Here is a 15,976-nt window from a genome sequence, read left to right on the forward strand (position 1 = left end):
GCACACAGCCTACGCGGTTGCGACTTGCGTTGAGAACGGGCGTTCTCTAGGGTGTTCATCCAATGCGAGAACGAACGTTCTCACTCTTTGACCTCAAAGGTGGTAGTCCATGTCCGGCGACGCTCGCCCCCCACTCCCTCCTTCCACCGAGGAATCCGCCCGACTGAAGGTTCAAGCGGCGGAGGATGCCTGGAACAGCAGGGATCCCGAGCGCGTGGCCCTTGCCTATACGGAGGATTCGCAGTGGCGCAATCGAGACCGCTTCCTGACTGGGCGCGCGGAGATACGTGCCTTCCTGGCCGATAAGTGGCGGCGAGAGCTTGACTATCGGCTGCGGAAGGAACTCTGGTCATACGCAGGCAACCGTATTTCTGTGCGCTTTGTGTATGAATGGTGTGACGCGGGAGACGGGCAGTGGTGGCGAAGCCACGGCAACGAGCAGTGGGAATTCGACGAGCGAGGCCTGATGCGCCGACGCGAGGCGAGCATCAACGACGTGGCCATAGCGAGAGCGGAACGCGAGCTCTTCTGAGCAGTGGGCCGGCGCTTCACCGCCACCGTGCGATGCGGCAGGGGCCCTCGCTGCCGCTGGTGGGTGCGCGATAGCTGTCACGCTGCCGTGCTCCCTCCGGCGGCGAGGCCCATGTGGCGCCGCCGCGTGGTGCGGCCGGGGCGGCGGGGAGGGTGGTGGGGGTGGTCTCAGTTCGTCGCGTAGACGCGGACGGCGAATTCCGCGATCTCCTCGTCACTCAGGTTCTTCGCCAGATTCGCCTCGGTGATCATGCCGATCAGGCGGTGACCGTTGGCTACGTCGATCACTGGGAGGCGCTTGATCTGGTGCACCTCCATCATGTCGACGGCTTGGGTGGCGTCCGCCTCCGCATCCGTCCAGTGCAGAGTGCCACCGAGTTGACCGCACATCACCGTTGCCGGGTCCAGTCCTTCGGCGCAGCACTGCACGACGATGTCTCGATCGGTGATCAAGCCCTGGATTCTCTGATCGTCACCGCAGATGGGGAGACAGCCCACATCGAGATCGCGCATCAGGCGCGATGCCTCCAGTAGCGACTGATGTTCTCCCACGCACTGCACCCCGGCGGTCATGATGTCCCGGGCCCGCAGGTTCCTGGCCATGTTTCCTCCAGCCTTCGCGGGTGTGCACTCCTCGTCCTCCTTCGATCAGAGCACGTATGGCCCCACCCTGCCTGCCGGGCCCGGCCGTGGGCTGCCTGGCTCCGAGGGTCGCAGTGGGCTTGCCTCGATTGCCCTCCTCCTGTCGCGTCCGCTGGCCGAGCGTGTTGGGCTGACTGCTCAGGGCTGAGCAGTCAGCCTGCCTGCGCCGCACCCTTCGGAGGACACCGATGACCATTGCCACCGCCAAGCTCTCCGACCCCGCCGTGCGTGCCTTCGTCGGCGCGGTCAACGCCCGTGACCGGGCGAGCTTCATGGCCCTGCTTACCCCGGGTGCCACGATGTCGGACGACGGGTCGGATCGCGACCTCGGGGAGTGGGTCGACCGGGAGATCTTCTCGTCGTCGGGGCATATGGACGTCCAGCGGGAGTCCGATCACGGCCGGAGCCTGGTTGTGAACTACCGAAATGACACCTGGGGTGAGATGCGCACCTCCTGGCGCTTCCTCGTCGACGGAGACGGGAAGATCAGTCGCTTTGAGACGGGTCAGGCCTGAGGCTTGCGCGTCTGACGAGGGCCCAGGCCGGCAGCCGTCGGGGCTAGCCAGTGAACGCCCGGAGCACGTGCCGCGCCTGGTTGTCCAACCCCGCCGCGTTCGGGTGGAGGAAGGTGCAGGCGCCGCCGTTACCGGGCAGCAGGCGGCAGAAGTCGCCGGGCGGGGCGGTCTGGTCCCCCTCACCTGTCAGATCGTCCTTGACCCCGTACATCCAGCGGTCCGAGCCGGCTGCGCAGACACCGTGGCTCAGGCTCGGTCGGTAGGTGTCGACGTAAGTCAGGCCGTGCGCAGCGGCTCGTTGTTGCAGCAGCTCGTTGAGCCTTCGCTCCACGGTGTCGAGCCAGGGCAAGTCGGCCGTGCGGACCGAGCCGAACTGTCGCCAGTTCTGCCAGGTGCAGCCGGAATCGTCGTGCACGATCGCGGGGTAACCGACGACGGCGATTCGGGCTCTGGGTGATGACGCCCGGATCTTTTGCAGCAAGGTGTCGAAGTCGGTGTGCAGCCGGTCGAAGCTGTCTTGGAGCCAGGCGGCTCCGGATCCCCGGGTGTAGTGGTTGGTGCAGGGGGTGGAGGCGAGGGGGAGCAGCCCCAGCTCCAGGCAAGTGGTGATGATCTTGGCGAAGCCGATGGAGTTTCCCCCGATGCCTACCGTCACGTATCCGGTGGCGGGGGTGAGGGCATCGATCTGGGCCGGTCGGTCCGGCCAGCTCCCCGCCGGCGGGGAGCTGGCCGGACCAGGGAGGCTGCTCCCCGGCTGGACCTCCAGGGCCCCCTGCACCACCTGCGCCCCGCTGCACGTGACGTCCCGCAGTTGCAGGCCCAGCGCCTGGGCGACCTGGGAGGGGTAGTTGCGGTAGGAGCGGCCACAGCCGTCGCTGTCGTCCCACGGGCGCACCAGCACCCCGGCGCTGTAGGAGTCGCCCAGCGCCACGTACTCGGGAAGGATCCGGCCCGTTGGGGCGGGCGGGGTCGAGATGAGTGGTGGGTCGGCGCGGGAGGGGGAGGCGGCAGCCGGTGTGAGGCTCGTGGCGAGCACCGCGACCGCGGCGATGGCGAGTCGGGGAAGGAGGGAGATGGCGGAACGCCGCGGACGGCCTCGGTGTCGTGTCATTCCTGGCTCCTGGCTGTAGAAGTGCGGGCGGAGGTCCACGGGGTCGGTGGACGACCCTCAGAAGGTCACTCCAAGTATCGTGGACGACTACGGAGAGTAGTGAGTTCTGTCCGCAAACCCCACGATCAGGTGGACTTCCCGAGTTCCTCGTAGCGCCCCCGTGTGGACTTCGGTTGTGTCGGACATGAAGCGCACCCGTTTTGCCGCCGTGGCCGCCCTGGTGACCCTGGCCGCATTCACCCCCGCTGTCGGTCAGGCCGCCGAAGGAGACTCCGGGGCGGGTAACGCCTCCTACGTCCAGGACCCGGCAGGCGGCGCCAAGAAGTATCGATCGCAGTGGACGGAGGATGGCCGACACAAGCTCAGCGCCAACTTCCGCCTGAACCCCAACCCGGTGTGGAAGACGATGCGCGCCAAGGACCGCAGTGGTGGCTTCGTCGGCGAGATGACGGTCCCGGACCCCAAGACGCTGGCCTTCAAGCCCTCGTACGAGTTCGGTTACGAGGTCGGCACCGCCGTGCTGTTGAAGAAGGGCACGTTGGCCAAGAGCGGGAAGCATTCGGTGACCCTGCACGCAGAGCTCCGCCCGAAGGGGGCTCGGTCCGGTACACGGCCGCTCCTGGTGATCCATGAGGAGTACGCCGAAGGGAAGCCGACGCTCCGCAAGACCTTCACCCCTGGCCGCCGGATCGCCTGTGACAGTGGTGTCTACCGCGTCGACTGGAAGGTGTCGCGGGCTCCGCGCACCCGCGCCGGCAAGGACGCCGCGACGGTCCGGGGGACGCTGGACTGGAACGCGGACTGTGAGGGTTTGCGCTCGGCCCTGCGCCAGTCGGGCGGTGAGGGCTCGCGCGGGGCCTGACGTGCTGTCCCGTAGGCTCGACGGAAGGCGCTGACTCAGTCGCCCTCGGCCTCGCTGATCGCCTTGGAGATCTCCTCAAGAACCGTCTTGCTGTCAGCCGCCGGGTCCACTGCCCGGCCGATGTTGTGCTTGATGGTGTCGCTCGCCTTCACCCAGGAGCGCTTGTTCACCGGGTAGAGCTCCGCGTTGTTGAGGGCGGTCAGGAACTGGGCGTCCACCGAGTCGAGTGCGTGCTCGGAGGTGCCCGAGGAGCGGGCTGCGGAGATCGTGGAAGGTAGCAGGCCGTAGCGGTCCGCGAACTCCCGGAGGTTGTCGTCCCGGTAGAGGAAGTCCAAGAAGGCTCCGGCCTCCCGGCGGTGGCCGTTCGCCTTGAAGGCCATCATCCAGTCGGCGACACCCATCGTCGGCGGTGCGTCCTCGTCGGCCAGGCGGTCCGCGACCGGCATGGCTGAAGTGCCCAGCTCGATGCCGCGCCGCCGGGCCTCGTGGGCGAGGGAGGGGTAGCCGTTCAACATGCCGACCTCGCCGCGCAGGAAGGCGTCGAAGGCGTCCTGTCGGTTGAGTTCCGCCGGTGGCACGGGGCCGGTCAGCCCACGGGCGACCAGCTTGTCCTGAAGCCAGCGGAAGGTGTCGACATTGGATTCCGAATCGATGCGGTAGCCACCCGACCCGTCGGCGTAGCCGCCGCCGTTGCTCAGCGCCCAGATCATCGCCTCGGCGTGCGCCTCCTCCGGGCCGAGCGGCAGCGCGAAGGGGTACTTCACGCCCTGTCGTCCCAGTGCCCGCGCAGCCGACTCCAGCTGCGACCAGGTCTCAGGCGGTCGCACGCCGGCGGCTTCGAGCAACTCCTCGTTGTAGAAGAGCAGCCGACTGCTCGCCACGAAGGGGAGGCCGTACAGGCGGCCGTTGACCGACCCGGCGTCGGCCAGTGGGCCGAGGAAGTTCGCCTCGGCGGCGATCGGGAGGAGTTCCCCGGCCTCGTAGAGCTGGCCGTCGGCGGCGAAGTCGGAGTAGGCGCCCATGAGCGCGAGGTCGGGGGCGTCGCCCTCGTCGACCATCTTGGTGACCTCGCGGTCAATGTCCTCCCAGGGCAGGAGCTCGACATCCACCCGGATCTCCGGATGGGCCTCGGTGAACTCCGCGGTCCTCGCGTCCCAGAAGGCCCGGGAGCTGTTGGCCTCCCGGTCTCCGTACTCCGCGGCGACCAGGCGCAGTGTGGGACCGTCCGAGCCCGTGGTGGTTCCGCAGCCGGTGAGGGTGGCGACCAGGCCCAGCGCGAGGACCGGGGCGGTCGCGCTGAATAGTCTTCGTTGCACTGGATGATTCCCTTGAATGTAGGCGGCGTTTTGCCGGATTCATTGACCGGTTGGGGGATTTCCGTCCCGCGGGGGTCCGGTCGTGAGGGAATTTTCCACGGACCGTCTGGGGTGCTCGATCCGGGGGTGTGCGGATATGGGTGTATCTCCAAAAGGGTGTGTCGCGTTCTGTGTTTTCTTATGTCCGCGACCAAGGGTCGGCGGGCGAACGGGCACTTGTGCCCCTACGGACGGAGCTACAGGCGCTACGCGCGTAGTAATTGACTTCTCGTCCGGGACCTCAGCCGTGAACGCGGGGGAGGAGAGAGGCCGCAGGTGAGTCGACCCGGTGGAAAGTGCGGAGCAGATCAGGCCGTGAATTCACCGGCATATGGATCCGGTTCACCGGTTTCCGGATTGCGTCCGGCCAGCCAACGGCGCTGAGCCTCCAGCCAGTGGACGAAGTTCGGTGGCGCGCCGTCCCAGAAGTCCAGGCTGACCGGGCATTCGTCGAACTCGTCGAGGAACAGCCGGCGCAGGAACTCGGCCATCCCGAACGGGTGGACGGCGAGGGCCGCCGAGGTGTGCCGCCCGTAGACAAGGACCGGCCAGCGCTCCGGATCGGGGTCGGCGGTCAGCCAGCACAGGATGTCCGGCCCCGCCGTGACCCCCCAGGCCAGCACCGATTCGGCCTCAGTGCCGAACAGAGCCGCCCCGCCCTCGCTCGCCCAGGCTGCCCGCACCGTCAAGGTCTCCTCGGCCATGGAGGCCGGTTCCCACTGGAGCCCCGGTTTGGGGAGTGGCAGCAGCACGCTCGCTTCCCCATTGATGGTTCCGGCGCCGAACAAGGACATGAAGGCTTTGTAGTCGGAAGGGAAGGGCGTGCTCCACGCGGCTTCGACCGCCGCCCAGTCGATACGCTCGTCGGCTCCGTGCACCGCGGGCATCACCCGCTCCAGCGCCGTCACCTGCCTGGTTCCTCGCAGGTCCGTGTGCCCGTCGACCGTCGTACAGTCCGTCACCGCGGTCCCCCTCTCGTCGGAGCCGGAACAATTTAGCGTGGCCGCACCGGCTTTGGTGCAACCGTTCACGAGACGGATACGAGTACACCCGGGCGCAGGCCCCAGTTGGCCATCGCGCCTGCTTCGGCCTCCAGCACATGGCGTGCCCGCCACCGCGGCACGCCCAACCGCCCGGGCGGCATCGTCCGTATCGACAACACTTTGAACTCCCGGTCCAAATAGGCCACATCGATGGCGAAACGCATCCGGAAGGTATGGATGCCGCGCGTCGAAGTGAGCAGCAGCGCCCCGTGGACGCCCTCCCGGCCGAGGAGACCCCGAGTCCGGGTTCGGTGGGAGGCGGCCACCTCCACAGGTACCAGCCCGCCGGGCGTGTCGAGCAGCGCCGTGCCGTCCCGCCATCGTGCCATCCCTACCCCCTTCCGACCGGACCGGCCGCAGGTGCCATCCGGTGCCTGGTCGCGGACCCTGTCCGTGGTGTGTGCGGCGCCTCGCCGCATGGTCGGATCGCCCGAACGCACCCGGTAGGAAGGCGACCCTCCGCCTAGCGATGTGCCGCGACTGCGACGCACGCTGGCCCACCGGGTATTGCGGGACAGCCCTGAGACGAGCTTAAGGTCGGGCCGTGCTCCCGCTGTTGATCGTCCTCGCCGCCGGGTACGGCGCGGCTGCCGGACTGCTGTTGCCCAGGGCCGCCTATCGCCTCTCGGTCGCCCCCGGGCAGCCGTGGCGCGTCGCCTGCCCGGTCGGCCACCCGCTCTCCGGGCCGGCCGGGGCCTGGCTGGGGGCGGCGCGCTGCGCCTCCTGCGGTCCGACGGGGGCGTCCGGTTACGGTCGCGGCGCGACGGGAGCCCTGCCCCTTGTGAGCGCCCTGGCGTGCGCCCTGCTGGCCGCTGCCGCCGGTCCGCGGCCCGAGGCCCTGGTGTGGGTGTTGCTGACGCCGGTGACGGTTCTGCTCGCCACGGTGGACCTGGCGGTGCACCGCCTCCCCGACGTCCTGACGCTGCCGCTGGCTGGCGCGGTCACCGTGTTGCTCGGCGCCGCGGCCCTCAGCCCGAACGCCGGGGGTTCCTGGCGGCTGGCCGTGCTCGGTGGGCTGGTCCTCGCCGGCGGCTATCTCCTGCTCTTCCTCGTCCAGCCGGCAGCCATGGGCTTCGGAGACGTCAAGTTGGCGCTCGCGCTCGGGGTAGCCCTTGGGTGGTACGGGTGGGGGGTACTGCTGCTCGGGGCCTTCGCGGGGTTCCTGTACGGCGCGCTGAACGGCTTGGCCCTAGTGCTGATGGGGCGGGCGGACCGTCGAACGCCTCTCCCCTTCGGCCCCTTCATGGCGGCTGGCGCCCTCACCGGATTGCTGCTGGGCGGTTTCGGAGCGTAGTCGTGGCGCGGTGATGCGCGCACTTCGACTTACGAAGGGTTATGGTGGAACCCCCCCCTCGGGCCGGTCCGTATCCCCCCCACGGACCGGCCCGTTTTCTTTGCCGCCGGCCGGGGCCGTGCGCTCAGCTGCGAGTGGCCCAGATGTTGGTCCCCGGAGTGGACACGGCGAAGGTGTCGATTTCCTTCAGCTCGGACTCCGTGAGTGCGGGAGAGCCGAGGGCGGCCACGTTCTCCTCCAGCTGGCGCACGCTCGATGCCCCGATCAGGGCCGAGGTCATGCGGCTGTCGCGAAGCACCCAGGTCAGCGCGAGCTGTGCGAGCGACTGGCCGCGGCGCTGGGCGATGTCGTTGAGTCCACGGAGTCGGCGCAGCACCTCGTCGGAGAGCAGCTCGGGGTCCAGGGACTTGCCCTGGGTGGCCCGGGAGCCTTCCGGGATGCCACCGAGGTACTTGTTGGTGAGGAGCCCCTGGGCGAGCGGCACGAAGGAGATGCAGCCCATGCCGGCCGCTTCGAGGGTGTCCAGCAGCCCGTCCTCCTCCGTCCAGCGGTTGATCATGGAGTACGAGGGTTGGTGGATCAGCGGGCGGATCCCCATCTCGCGCAGGATCCGCGCCGCCTCGGCGGTCTGCTCCGCGGTGTAGGAGGAGACGCCGACGTACAGCGCCTTGCCCTGCTGCACCGCGGACGCGAGGGCGCCCATGGTCTCTTCCAGCGGCGTGTCCGGATCGAAGCGGTGTGAGTAGAAGATGTCGACGTAGTCCAGGCCCATCCGGTCCAGGGAGGCGTCGAGGGAGCCGAGCAGGTACTTGCGGGAGCCCCACTCGCCGTACGGGCCGGGGTGCATCAGGTACCCGGCCTTGGTGGAGATCACCAGCTCGTCCCGGTGCGCGGCGAAGTCCTGTGCGTGGATCTTGCCGTAGTTGAGCTCGGCGGATCCGGGCGGCGGTCCGTAGTTGTTCGCCAGGTCGAAGTGGGTCACACCGAGATCGAAGGCGCGGCGCAGGATCTGCCGCTGGGAATCCTGGGAGCGATCGTCGCCGAAGTTGTGCCACAGTCCGAGGGAAATGGCCGGAAGTCTGAGGCCGCTGTGGCCGCTGCGCCGGTATTCCATGGAGTCGTACCGAGTAGCGTCCGCCCGATAGGGATTGGAATCAGTCATGTTGTCCTCCCTATCACGGAGCTGTGACATACCGGGTTGGGACGAGGTTCACAGCGCGCAGTAATGTGGCGGTTCGGGGGGACGCTACTGGCACGGGGTCTTGGCACGGAGGGGCTGGAAGATCGTGAATCTGCGCGACCTGGTGTACGGACTCTACGCACGCCGGGTGGAGGGTCGCCTCGACCACGAGGCGGTTCCCAAGCACATCGGTGTCATTCTCGACGGCAACCGGCGTTGGGCCAAGGCCTCCGGCGGAACCACCGTGCAGGGCCACCAGGCAGGCGCGGACAAGATCTCCGAGCTGCTCGGCTGGTGTGAAGAGACGGACGTCGAGGTCGTCACTCTCTGGATGCTCTCCACGGACAACCTCGACCGGCCGGACAACGAACTGCTCCCGCTGCTGACGATCATCGAGAACACGGTCAAGGGTCTGGCCGCGGACGGTCGCTGGCGCGTCCACCACGTCGGCAACCTGGACATCCTGCCCGGGCGTACCCAGCAGGTGCTCAAAGAGGCCGAGCACGCCACGGGCGGCAAGGCGAGCGGAATACTCGTCAACGTGGCGGTGGGTTACGGCGGCCGACAGGAGATCGCCGACGCTGTCCGGTCGCTGCTGATGGAGCACCACGAGAAGGGCACCACGATCGAGGAGCTCGCCGAGATCCTCGACATCGACCACATCTCCGAGCACCTTTACACCCGGGGGCAGCCGGATCCCGACCTGGTCATCCGCACCAGCGGGGAACAGCGACTGTCCGGATTCATGCTGTGGCAGAGCGCTCACTCCGAGTACTACTTCTGCGAGGTCTTCTGGCCGGCCTTCCGCAAGGTCGACTTCCTGCGGGCGTTGCGCGACTACGCCGCCCGCCACCGCCGCTACGGCACCTGACATCCCATCCGGCCCCGGGTGGGGTCCATCCGAGGCCTTCACCAGGGATTCACCGAGCGTCCGTCATATGCCATGGCATGGCACCGCTTGTTCGAGGGAATATCCCTTCCAGGTCGACGTCCGGTCCACGGGCGTCGAGTCTCAGCGGACGGCATGGGGTCGTCCGCCCGGGAGGCCCTTTGCACCAGGACGCGCGTGCGGCTCGCACGGACGAAGTGGAGGGCCGGAAATCGGCCCTGGCATTGCGGCCGATGACCGGTCCGGTCTTCGTCTGGCCGGGGGACTCCTGTTCCCGCCGGGGTGATCCCGCCCCGGTGAGCACACGATCCCGCGACGCCGTCGCACCCCGACCTCTTCCGAGGGGGTACGTCCTTCCGTGGTGACCAGCACAAAGCGCCGCATGCCCGACCGGCGCACCTACGTCCTTGACACCAGCGTCCTGCTGGCCGACCCGAACGCCGTGTCGCGTTTCGACGAGCACGAGGTCGTGCTCCCGATCGTCGTGATCACGGAACTGGAGGCCAAGAGGCACCATCCCGAACTCGGCTACTTCGCGCGGCAGGCCCTACGCCTGCTGGACGACTTCCGGGTGCGGTACGGGCGCCTCGACGCGCCCATCCCGCTCGGCGATCTCGGCGGCACCCTGCGAGTGGAGCTGAACCACTCCGACCCGGGCGTCCTGCCGGCCGGCTTCCGGTTGGGGGACAACGACTCGCGCATCCTCGCGGTGGCCCGCAACCTCCAGGCCGAAGGGTTCGACGTCACGGTCGTCTCGAAGGACCTTCCGCTGCGGATCAAGGCGTCTTCCGTCGGCCTGCTGGCCGAGGAGTACCGCGCGGAGCTCGCCGTCACCGATTCGGGATGGACGGGGATGAGCGAGCTCGCCCTCTCCGCCGAGCAGGTCGACCTGCTGTTCACGGAGGACCGCATCTTCGTTCCGGAGGTGAGTGAACTTCCGGTGCACACCGGTTTGGTCCTCCAGTCGGAGCGGGGCAAGGCGCTGGGGCGGGTCACCGCGGACGGCAACGTGAAACTCGTGCGGGGTGACCGCGAGGCCTTCGGTATTCACGGTCGCAGCGCCGAGCAGCGGATCGCCCTCGACCTGCTGCTGGACCACGAGGTGGGGATCGTCTCGCTCGGCGGTCGCGCGGGCACCGGAAAGTCGGCCCTGGCGCTGTGCGCGGGGTTGGAGGCGGTGCTTGAGCGTCGTCAGCACCAGAAAGTGATGGTCTTCCGTCCCCTGTACGCGGTGGGCGGCCAGGAACTCGGCTATCTGCCCGGCACCGAGGCCGAGAAGATGAGCCCGTGGGCGCAGGCGGTGTTCGACACCCTCTCGGCGGTGGCCGGGCGTGAGGTCATCGAGGAGGTGCTGGGCCGCGGCATGTTGGAGGTGTTGCCGCTGACCCACATCCGCGGCCGATCCCTGCACGACGCGTTCGTCATCGTCGATGAGGCGCAGTCGCTGGAACGCAATGTCCTGCTGACCGTTCTGTCGCGGATCGGGGCCAACTCCCGAGTTGTCCTGACTCATGACGTGGCCCAGCGGGACAACCTGCGCGTCGGTCGGTACGACGGAGTGGTCGCAGTCGTGGAGAAGCTGAAGGGGCATCCGCTCTTCGCTCACGTCACTCTCAACCGGTCGGAGCGTTCGCCGATCGCGGCGCTCGTCACGGAGATGCTGGAGGACATCCACCTCTAGGGCCATCCGGTTCTTCGAGGGGCTTGAGCGGCCCCGGCCCCTGACGGGAGGGTGGCGCCCCCCTGTGGCGCCGGGGTCGTTCCGCGTCCCGCAGATCCGCCCCAAAGGTGTAGAGGGGGCAAGGCGGTTGATGCCGCCCGGCAAAGGCTCAGGATTCTAGTCGGGCGGCATAGTCGTGGGCAGCTGTTTCGCCAACCTTTATGGTTCTGGCCGGATGTGAGCTTTAACACGCAACGCGGAATTGCCTCACGGTGTCCGGGTCCGGCAAAGTCTTGCTTCTGTCAGGCCCCGCATACGGCACAGCTGCACCACAAAACTCAAGACATGACCGCCGTATGCCGCCCGGGAGCACCACGCGGCACTCCTTGCAAGGGAGTTGCCCACGGGCCCGCGCCTCCAGTGACCGCAGTGGGACGGAGGCCAGCGCCAGGGGCACGAATGCGTCCGCGAGGTCACCGAAGTGGACGCTGCTGGAAGGACACCGTGTGAGCCGGATCTCGGTCCGGGGATTCGCAGTGGCATCCGCCACCGCGGTCACCACCGTCGGCGCAGTCGTCGGAGTCGCCTCGGGTGAGGCTCAGCCCTCGAACGACCTTGAGACGACCGCCGCCGGCATGACGCTCCTCACCGACATCCCCGTCGGCGAGCAGGCCCAGGTGCAGACCGCATCCCTGACGCAGCAGGCCGACACCCTGGCGCACGCGGCTGACGCCGAGGCCAAGAAGTCCGCCGAAGAGGCCGCGCGCCTCCAGGCCGCCAAGGACGCCAAGACCAAGAAGGAAGCCGCCGAGGCGAAGGCGAAGAAGGAGCGCGAGGCCAAGGAGGCCGCGAGCCGCTCCGCCGCCCGCAACGCCGACTCCTTCGCTCCCCAGAGCTCCTACACGGTCTCCCAGGTCAAGGCCATCGCCCGACAGATGGTGCCGGCGAGCCAGTTCCAGTGCTTCAGCAACATCGTCAACCACGAGTCCACGTGGAACTACCGGGCGCAGAACGCCTCCTCCGGTGCTTATGGACTCGTGCAGGCGCTGCCGGGATCGAAGATGTCCTCTGCCGGAGCCGACTGGCGCACGAACCCCGCGACCCAGATCGAGTGGGGCCTGAAGTACATGAACAGCCGCTACGGTTCGCCGTGCGGTGCCTGGAGCTTCTGGCAGGCCAACCACTGGTACTAGGGCTGCGGACAGGCCGCTTTGGGTCTCCCCGAAGAGCCACCTGGCCCGTTCCCACACCCCGCTTCTCCGCGCAGCCCCGCATCGTTCTTCGGTGCGGGGCTGCGCGCGTGTACGGTCTTGACCAATGCGCGCCTCGGGGGTCGGGGGAAGGGACAGGGACAGGATGGCGAAGCTGCCAGAGTGGTTGAGCCGGCTGGGGAGGGGGCTCTCCCACGTGGAGAGGCGCCTCGACGAGCGGCGCGCGGAAGTGGCGGCCGAGGACGTGGCGGTGCTCAGCCCGACGGGGGTGGACCAGGGCCCGGACGATCGGCTGCCGGTGGCCAAGGGCGCGCCCGTGGTCCTGGTGGGGCAGCCAGGGCAGAGGCCCGAGCCCGCCTCGGTGGTGCCGTGGGGGATGAGAGTCGCCGCGGAGGTGAGTTGGCGGCTGCTGATCCTGGCCGGCATGCTCTGGGTGCTGATGAAGGTGATCAGCGAGATCCGCCTGCTCGTCCTCGCCTTCGCCGCCGCGTTGCTCATCACCGCACTGCTCCAGCCGACCGTGGCCCGGTTGAGACGGATGGGGCTGCCGAGGGGGTTGGCCACGGCCGTCACCGCGATCGCCGGGTTCGTGATGATCGGGCTGGTGGGGTGGTTCGTCGTCTGGCAGGTCATGGAGAACCTCGACAACCTCTCCGACCGGGTCCGGGACGGAATCGAAGAGCTCAAGGCCTGGGCCTTGGACAGCCCGTTCCACGTCACCGAGAAGCAGATCAACGACATCGCGAAGAACCTCAGCGAGACCATCGGCACGAACACCGAAGAAATCACCTCAGCTGGACTCCAGGGTGTGACGGTCGTCGTCGAGGTACTCACCGGCATGCTGCTCGCGATGTTCTCGACGCTCTTCCTGTTGTACGACGGGAGCCGGATCTGGCGTTGGCTGCTGGCTCTGATGCCCGCCGCGGCCCGCCCCGGACTGGCCGGCGCGGGTCCGCGTGCCTGGCGGACCCTGACCGCGTACGTACGTGGCACCGTGATCGTGGCGATGATCGATGCCATCTTCATCGGCCTGGGCATCTACTTCCTGGACGTCCCCATGGCGGTGCCGCTGGCCGTCTTCATCTTCCTCTTCGCCTTCATCCCCCTGGTGGGTGCGGTGGTCTCCGGGGCGTTGGCCGTGGTCGTCGCCCTGGTCACCCAGGGCGTGTTCACCGCCCTGATGGTGTTGGCGGTGGTCCTGGCGGTGCAGCAGATCGAGGGCCACGTGCTCCAGCCCTTCATCCTGGGCCGGGCGGTACGGGTCCATCCGCTGGCCGTGGTCCTGTCGGTCGCGGCCGGCGGCATGGTGGCCGGGATCGGTGGCGCAGTCGTGGCCGTACCGCTGGTCGCGGTCACGAACACCGTGGTGGTCTACCTGCGTGCGTACGCCCGGGAACGCGATTCCCGAGTGGGCCCCGCTCCGCACGGCGCGACGGCGGTGGAGAGCGCGCCAGGCCCCTCGCAGAGCTGAAGTGAGGGCCGAGGGCTGCGGCCACCGGGAGCCCGGGCCCCGGTCGACGCGCCCCACCTCGCTGGACGGTGCTGCGTTTAGAGTCGGTGACATTCAGGGGAACGGCGCGGGAGCGTCGGTACGTCACATGACCGGACACGGGGGAGCAGTACGTGATATCCGAGCCCGAACTCGTAGGTGACTGGGGTGTGCAGGGGGCGCCGGCGCAGGAGGCGTTACTACCGCAGGCCAAGAGGGGGCCAGGGTGGGCCTGGAGGGGGTGGCTGGGTGGCGCTCTGGCCGCCTCGGCGCTGTGGGCCGGCGGTCTGTACGCCTTCTCCGAAATCGGGCGTCCGCCCCGGATCGACTACCGGGCATCGCAGGAACTGTGCGCCCAGTTGGAGCTCCCCGCGACGCAGAAGCTCACCGGCGAGCTGTCCGAGGGCAACTCCGTCTTCAGGGGGCATCCGGCGCTGGACTTCGCGCACTGCACGAGGCAGCGCAGCCCGGAGGGGGACGAGGTCGACGGCTGGGTGCGGACCTACGAGGTGCGGGCGACCGTCGAACTGCACCGCGAGTCCGATCCGGCGTCGGAGTTCGAGGCGAACACCCAGCTGGCCCCCTGGATGGACGGACGCGAGGTCCGCAGCGAGCAGGTGCCCGGACTGGGGGAGCGGGCGCTCATGCTGACGAGTTCCGCCTGGGACGGGCCGATGCTCCGGGTCCTGGAGGGAGGCGCGGTCTTCACCCTGCAGGTGGAACCCAGCTGGTCCTTCCAGGGCAACGCCGACGGGGGGGTGCCCACCGGGGACCTGCCCGATGACGCGGACCTGGAAGAAGCGGCCGTCCAGTCCGCGATGATCCAGGACACGCGAGCGTTGATGGCCGCCCTCCGGCGCTGAGGGCCGTCGGACTTGCGGCGGCGCACCCAGCACGAGAGGGCCCCGGCGGGTGCCGGGGCCCTCTTCCATCCGGCGGGAGGTTCACCCTCGCGCCGACGTTGCCTACTGCGCCAGTACGGCTTCCGCGTCCAGGGTCACGGCGACGGCCTGGATCACCGAGGCGATCTTGAAGGCTTCCTGGATCGTCTCGCGGTCGACGCCCGCCTTGCGGAGTACCTGCTCGTGCGAGTCGAGGCACTGGCCGCAGCCGTTGACCGCGGAGACGGCCAGCGACCACAGCTCGAAGTCGACCTTCTCCACGCCAGGGTTGCCGATGACGTTCATCCGCAGCCCCGCCCGCAGGTTGCCGTACTCCGGGTCGGACAGGAGGTGGCGGGTGCGGTAGAAGACGTTGTTCATCGCCATGACCGCCGCGGCGGACTTGGCGGCGGTGTACGCCTCGGGGGAGAGGTTGGTCTTCGCCTCCGGCTCCAGCTCGCGCAGCACCTTCGGTGACCGCGAGGCGATCGCGCAGGCCAGGACGGTGCCCCAGAGCTGCTGCGCCGGCAGGCCGCTGTTGCCGATGACCGAGCCGAGGTTCAGCTTCAGGTCCTTGGCGAAGTCCGGTATCGCGGACTTCAGCTCATCGAGGGCCACGGTCACTCACCAGCCAGGAGCGCACCGGCGTCGAGGGTGTCCTCGCCCTTGGTCCAGTTGCAGGGGCACAGCTCGTCGGTCTGCAGGGCGTCGAGGACCCGCAGGACCTCCTTGGGGTTACGGCCGACGGAGCCGGCGGTCACCATGGAGAACTGGATCTCGTTGTTCTGGTCCACGATGAAGACGGCGCGCTGGGCGAAGCCGTCCTCGCCCTGTACGCCGCAGGCCTGCATCAGCTCGTGCTTGGAGTCGGCCAGCATCGGGAAGGGGAGGTCACGCAGGTCGGCGTGGTCCTTGCGCCAGGCGTGGTGGACGAACTCGGAGTCGCCGGAGACGCCGAGGATCTGCGCGTCGCGGTCCAGGAACTCGTCGTTGAGCTTGCCGAACGCGGCGATCTCGGTCGGGCAGACGAAGGTGAAGTCCTTCGGCCAGAAGAAGACGACGCGCCACTTGCCCTCGTAGGTCTTGTGGTCGATCTGGGCGAACTCCTTGCCGGCCTCCAGCGAGACGCAGGCGGTCAGATCGTAGCTGGGGAACTTGTCACCGACAGTGAGCACGTGATCTCCTACTGGACTGGAAAGACGCCTTTTGGGGCTTTCCGGGGGGGGTGCCTCTATGTCTTTCGTCAAGGCGCCTGTGTGGGGTTTGGGGTGGTTCGGGGTTGCTGGGGTTATGCGGCGAGTTCGACGTCTTTC

General features: G+C 68.3%; 17 protein-coding genes. 9 read left to right on the top strand and 8 right to left on the bottom strand.

From position 1 onward, the window contains the following. Window positions 1-109 precede the first annotated feature (109 nt). Window positions 110-532, top strand: coding sequence for a DUF1348 family protein (locus ACFYMC_RS27840; protein WP_388530281.1), 423 nt, complete (start codon window positions 110-112; stop codon window positions 530-532). A 167-nt stretch (window positions 533-699) separates the two neighbouring features. On the opposite strand, the gene ACFYMC_RS27845 is transcribed toward ACFYMC_RS27840, so the two are convergent. Then, entirely contained in the window at window positions 700-1,134 is a 435-nt protein-coding gene (locus ACFYMC_RS27845; RefSeq protein ID WP_388530284.1) for a CBS domain-containing protein, read from the bottom strand. A gap of 227 nt (window positions 1,135-1,361) precedes the next feature. Between ACFYMC_RS27845 and ACFYMC_RS27850 the strand changes: the two genes are divergently transcribed. Further along, complete coding sequence (locus tag ACFYMC_RS27850) at window positions 1,362-1,688, top strand: nuclear transport factor 2 family protein (protein WP_388530287.1); 327 nt, start codon at window positions 1,362-1,364, stop codon at window positions 1,686-1,688. A gap of 43 nt (window positions 1,689-1,731) precedes the next feature. Here ACFYMC_RS27850 and ACFYMC_RS27855 read toward each other — a convergent pair whose 3' ends face one another. Next, the gene (locus ACFYMC_RS27855) at window positions 1,732-2,799 is read right to left on the bottom strand and encodes an SGNH/GDSL hydrolase family protein (protein ID WP_388530289.1); all 1,068 of its coding nucleotides are present in this window, start codon (window positions 2,797-2,799) and stop codon (window positions 1,732-1,734) included. A gap of 175 nt (window positions 2,800-2,974) precedes the next feature. On the opposite strand from ACFYMC_RS27855, the gene ACFYMC_RS27860 reads away from it, so the two are divergent. Next, window positions 2,975-3,661 carry a hypothetical protein gene (locus tag ACFYMC_RS27860; protein WP_388530292.1) on the top strand — a complete coding sequence of 229 codons (687 nt, stop codon included), beginning with the start codon at window positions 2,975-2,977 and terminating at the stop codon, window positions 3,659-3,661. Window positions 3,662-3,696: 35 nt separating this feature from the next. Here ACFYMC_RS27860 and ACFYMC_RS27865 read toward each other — a convergent pair whose 3' ends face one another. The 3 genes from ACFYMC_RS27865 to ACFYMC_RS27875 all read right to left on the bottom strand — a co-directional run bounded on the left by ACFYMC_RS27865 (window position 3,697) and on the right by ACFYMC_RS27875 (window position 6,388). After that, on the bottom strand, window positions 3,697-4,977 hold the full coding sequence (locus ACFYMC_RS27865) for an extracellular solute-binding protein (protein WP_388530294.1): 1,281 nt from the start codon (window positions 4,975-4,977) through the stop codon (window positions 3,697-3,699). Between the two features lie 347 nt (window positions 4,978-5,324). After that, window positions 5,325-5,978 carry an SMI1/KNR4 family protein gene (locus ACFYMC_RS27870; protein ID WP_388530296.1) on the bottom strand — a complete coding sequence of 218 codons (654 nt, stop codon included), beginning with the start codon at window positions 5,976-5,978 and terminating at the stop codon, window positions 5,325-5,327. Window positions 5,979-6,043: 65 nt separating this feature from the next. Then, a complete protein-coding gene (locus ACFYMC_RS27875; protein WP_388530298.1) occupies window positions 6,044-6,388 on the bottom strand; it encodes a DUF192 domain-containing protein in 345 nt (114 codons plus the stop codon). Between the two features lie 215 nt (window positions 6,389-6,603). On the opposite strand from ACFYMC_RS27875, the gene ACFYMC_RS27880 reads away from it, so the two are divergent. Continuing rightward, window positions 6,604-7,353 (top strand): prepilin peptidase, encoded by a 750-nt coding sequence (locus ACFYMC_RS27880; RefSeq protein ID WP_388530301.1) that lies wholly within the window; start codon window positions 6,604-6,606, stop codon window positions 7,351-7,353. A 124-nt stretch (window positions 7,354-7,477) separates the two neighbouring features. On the opposite strand, the gene mgrA is transcribed toward ACFYMC_RS27880, so the two are convergent. Beyond that, window positions 7,478-8,515, bottom strand: coding sequence for an L-glyceraldehyde 3-phosphate reductase (gene mgrA / locus ACFYMC_RS27885; protein WP_388530304.1), 1,038 nt, complete (start codon window positions 8,513-8,515; stop codon window positions 7,478-7,480). Window positions 8,516-8,639: 124 nt separating this feature from the next. Between mgrA and ACFYMC_RS27890 the strand changes: the two genes are divergently transcribed. The 5 genes from ACFYMC_RS27890 to ACFYMC_RS27910 all read left to right on the top strand — a co-directional run bounded on the left by ACFYMC_RS27890 (window position 8,640) and on the right by ACFYMC_RS27910 (window position 14,645). Further along, entirely contained in the window at window positions 8,640-9,404 is a 765-nt protein-coding gene (locus ACFYMC_RS27890; protein WP_388530306.1) for an isoprenyl transferase, read from the top strand. A 376-nt stretch (window positions 9,405-9,780) separates the two neighbouring features. After that, on the top strand, window positions 9,781-11,103 hold the full coding sequence (locus ACFYMC_RS27895) for a PhoH family protein (protein WP_388530309.1): 1,323 nt from the start codon (window positions 9,781-9,783) through the stop codon (window positions 11,101-11,103). A gap of 485 nt (window positions 11,104-11,588) precedes the next feature. Next, window positions 11,589-12,275 (top strand): transglycosylase SLT domain-containing protein, encoded by a 687-nt coding sequence (locus ACFYMC_RS27900; protein WP_388530312.1) that lies wholly within the window; start codon window positions 11,589-11,591, stop codon window positions 12,273-12,275. A 163-nt stretch (window positions 12,276-12,438) separates the two neighbouring features. Continuing rightward, entirely contained in the window at window positions 12,439-13,764 is a 1,326-nt protein-coding gene (locus ACFYMC_RS27905) for an AI-2E family transporter (RefSeq protein WP_388530315.1), read from the top strand. Between the two features lie 152 nt (window positions 13,765-13,916). Beyond that, a complete protein-coding gene (locus tag ACFYMC_RS27910) occupies window positions 13,917-14,645 on the top strand; it encodes a hypothetical protein (RefSeq protein WP_388530318.1) in 729 nt (242 codons plus the stop codon). A 102-nt stretch (window positions 14,646-14,747) separates the two neighbouring features. On the opposite strand, the gene ACFYMC_RS27915 is transcribed toward ACFYMC_RS27910, so the two are convergent. Together ACFYMC_RS27915 and ACFYMC_RS27920 are read right to left on the bottom strand one after the other, a co-directional pair. Beyond that, window positions 14,748-15,281 carry an alkyl hydroperoxide reductase gene (locus ACFYMC_RS27915; RefSeq protein WP_388530321.1) on the bottom strand — a complete coding sequence of 178 codons (534 nt, stop codon included), beginning with the start codon at window positions 15,279-15,281 and terminating at the stop codon, window positions 14,748-14,750. A gap of 2 nt (window positions 15,282-15,283) precedes the next feature. Continuing rightward, the gene (locus tag ACFYMC_RS27920) at window positions 15,284-15,838 is read right to left on the bottom strand and encodes a peroxiredoxin (RefSeq protein ID WP_388530324.1); all 555 of its coding nucleotides are present in this window, start codon (window positions 15,836-15,838) and stop codon (window positions 15,284-15,286) included. Between the last annotated feature and the right edge of the window lie 138 nt (window positions 15,839-15,976).

It is taken from the genome of Streptomyces sp. NPDC006879, assembly GCF_042869595.1.
Taxonomy (GTDB): Bacteria; Actinomycetota; Actinomycetes; order Streptomycetales; family Streptomycetaceae; genus Streptomyces.

Coding starts and splice junctions, on each gene's coding strand:
- ACFYMC_RS27905 (WP_388530315.1), top strand. CDS start 12,439: ATGGCGAAGCTGCCAGAGTGGTTGAGCCGGCTGGGGAGGGGGCTCTCC.
- ACFYMC_RS27845 (WP_388530284.1), bottom strand. CDS start 1,134: ATGGCCAGGAACCTGCGGGCCCGGGACATCATGACCGCCGGGGTGCAG.
- ACFYMC_RS27850 (WP_388530287.1), top strand. CDS start 1,362: ATGACCATTGCCACCGCCAAGCTCTCCGACCCCGCCGTGCGTGCCTTC.
- ACFYMC_RS27840 (WP_388530281.1), top strand. CDS start 110: ATGTCCGGCGACGCTCGCCCCCCACTCCCTCCTTCCACCGAGGAATCC.
- mgrA (WP_388530304.1), bottom strand. CDS start 8,515: ATGACTGATTCCAATCCCTATCGGGCGGACGCTACTCGGTACGACTCC.
- ACFYMC_RS27875 (WP_388530298.1), bottom strand. CDS start 6,388: ATGGCACGATGGCGGGACGGCACGGCGCTGCTCGACACGCCCGGCGGG.
- ACFYMC_RS27855 (WP_388530289.1), bottom strand. CDS start 2,799: ATGACACGACACCGAGGCCGTCCGCGGCGTTCCGCCATCTCCCTCCTT.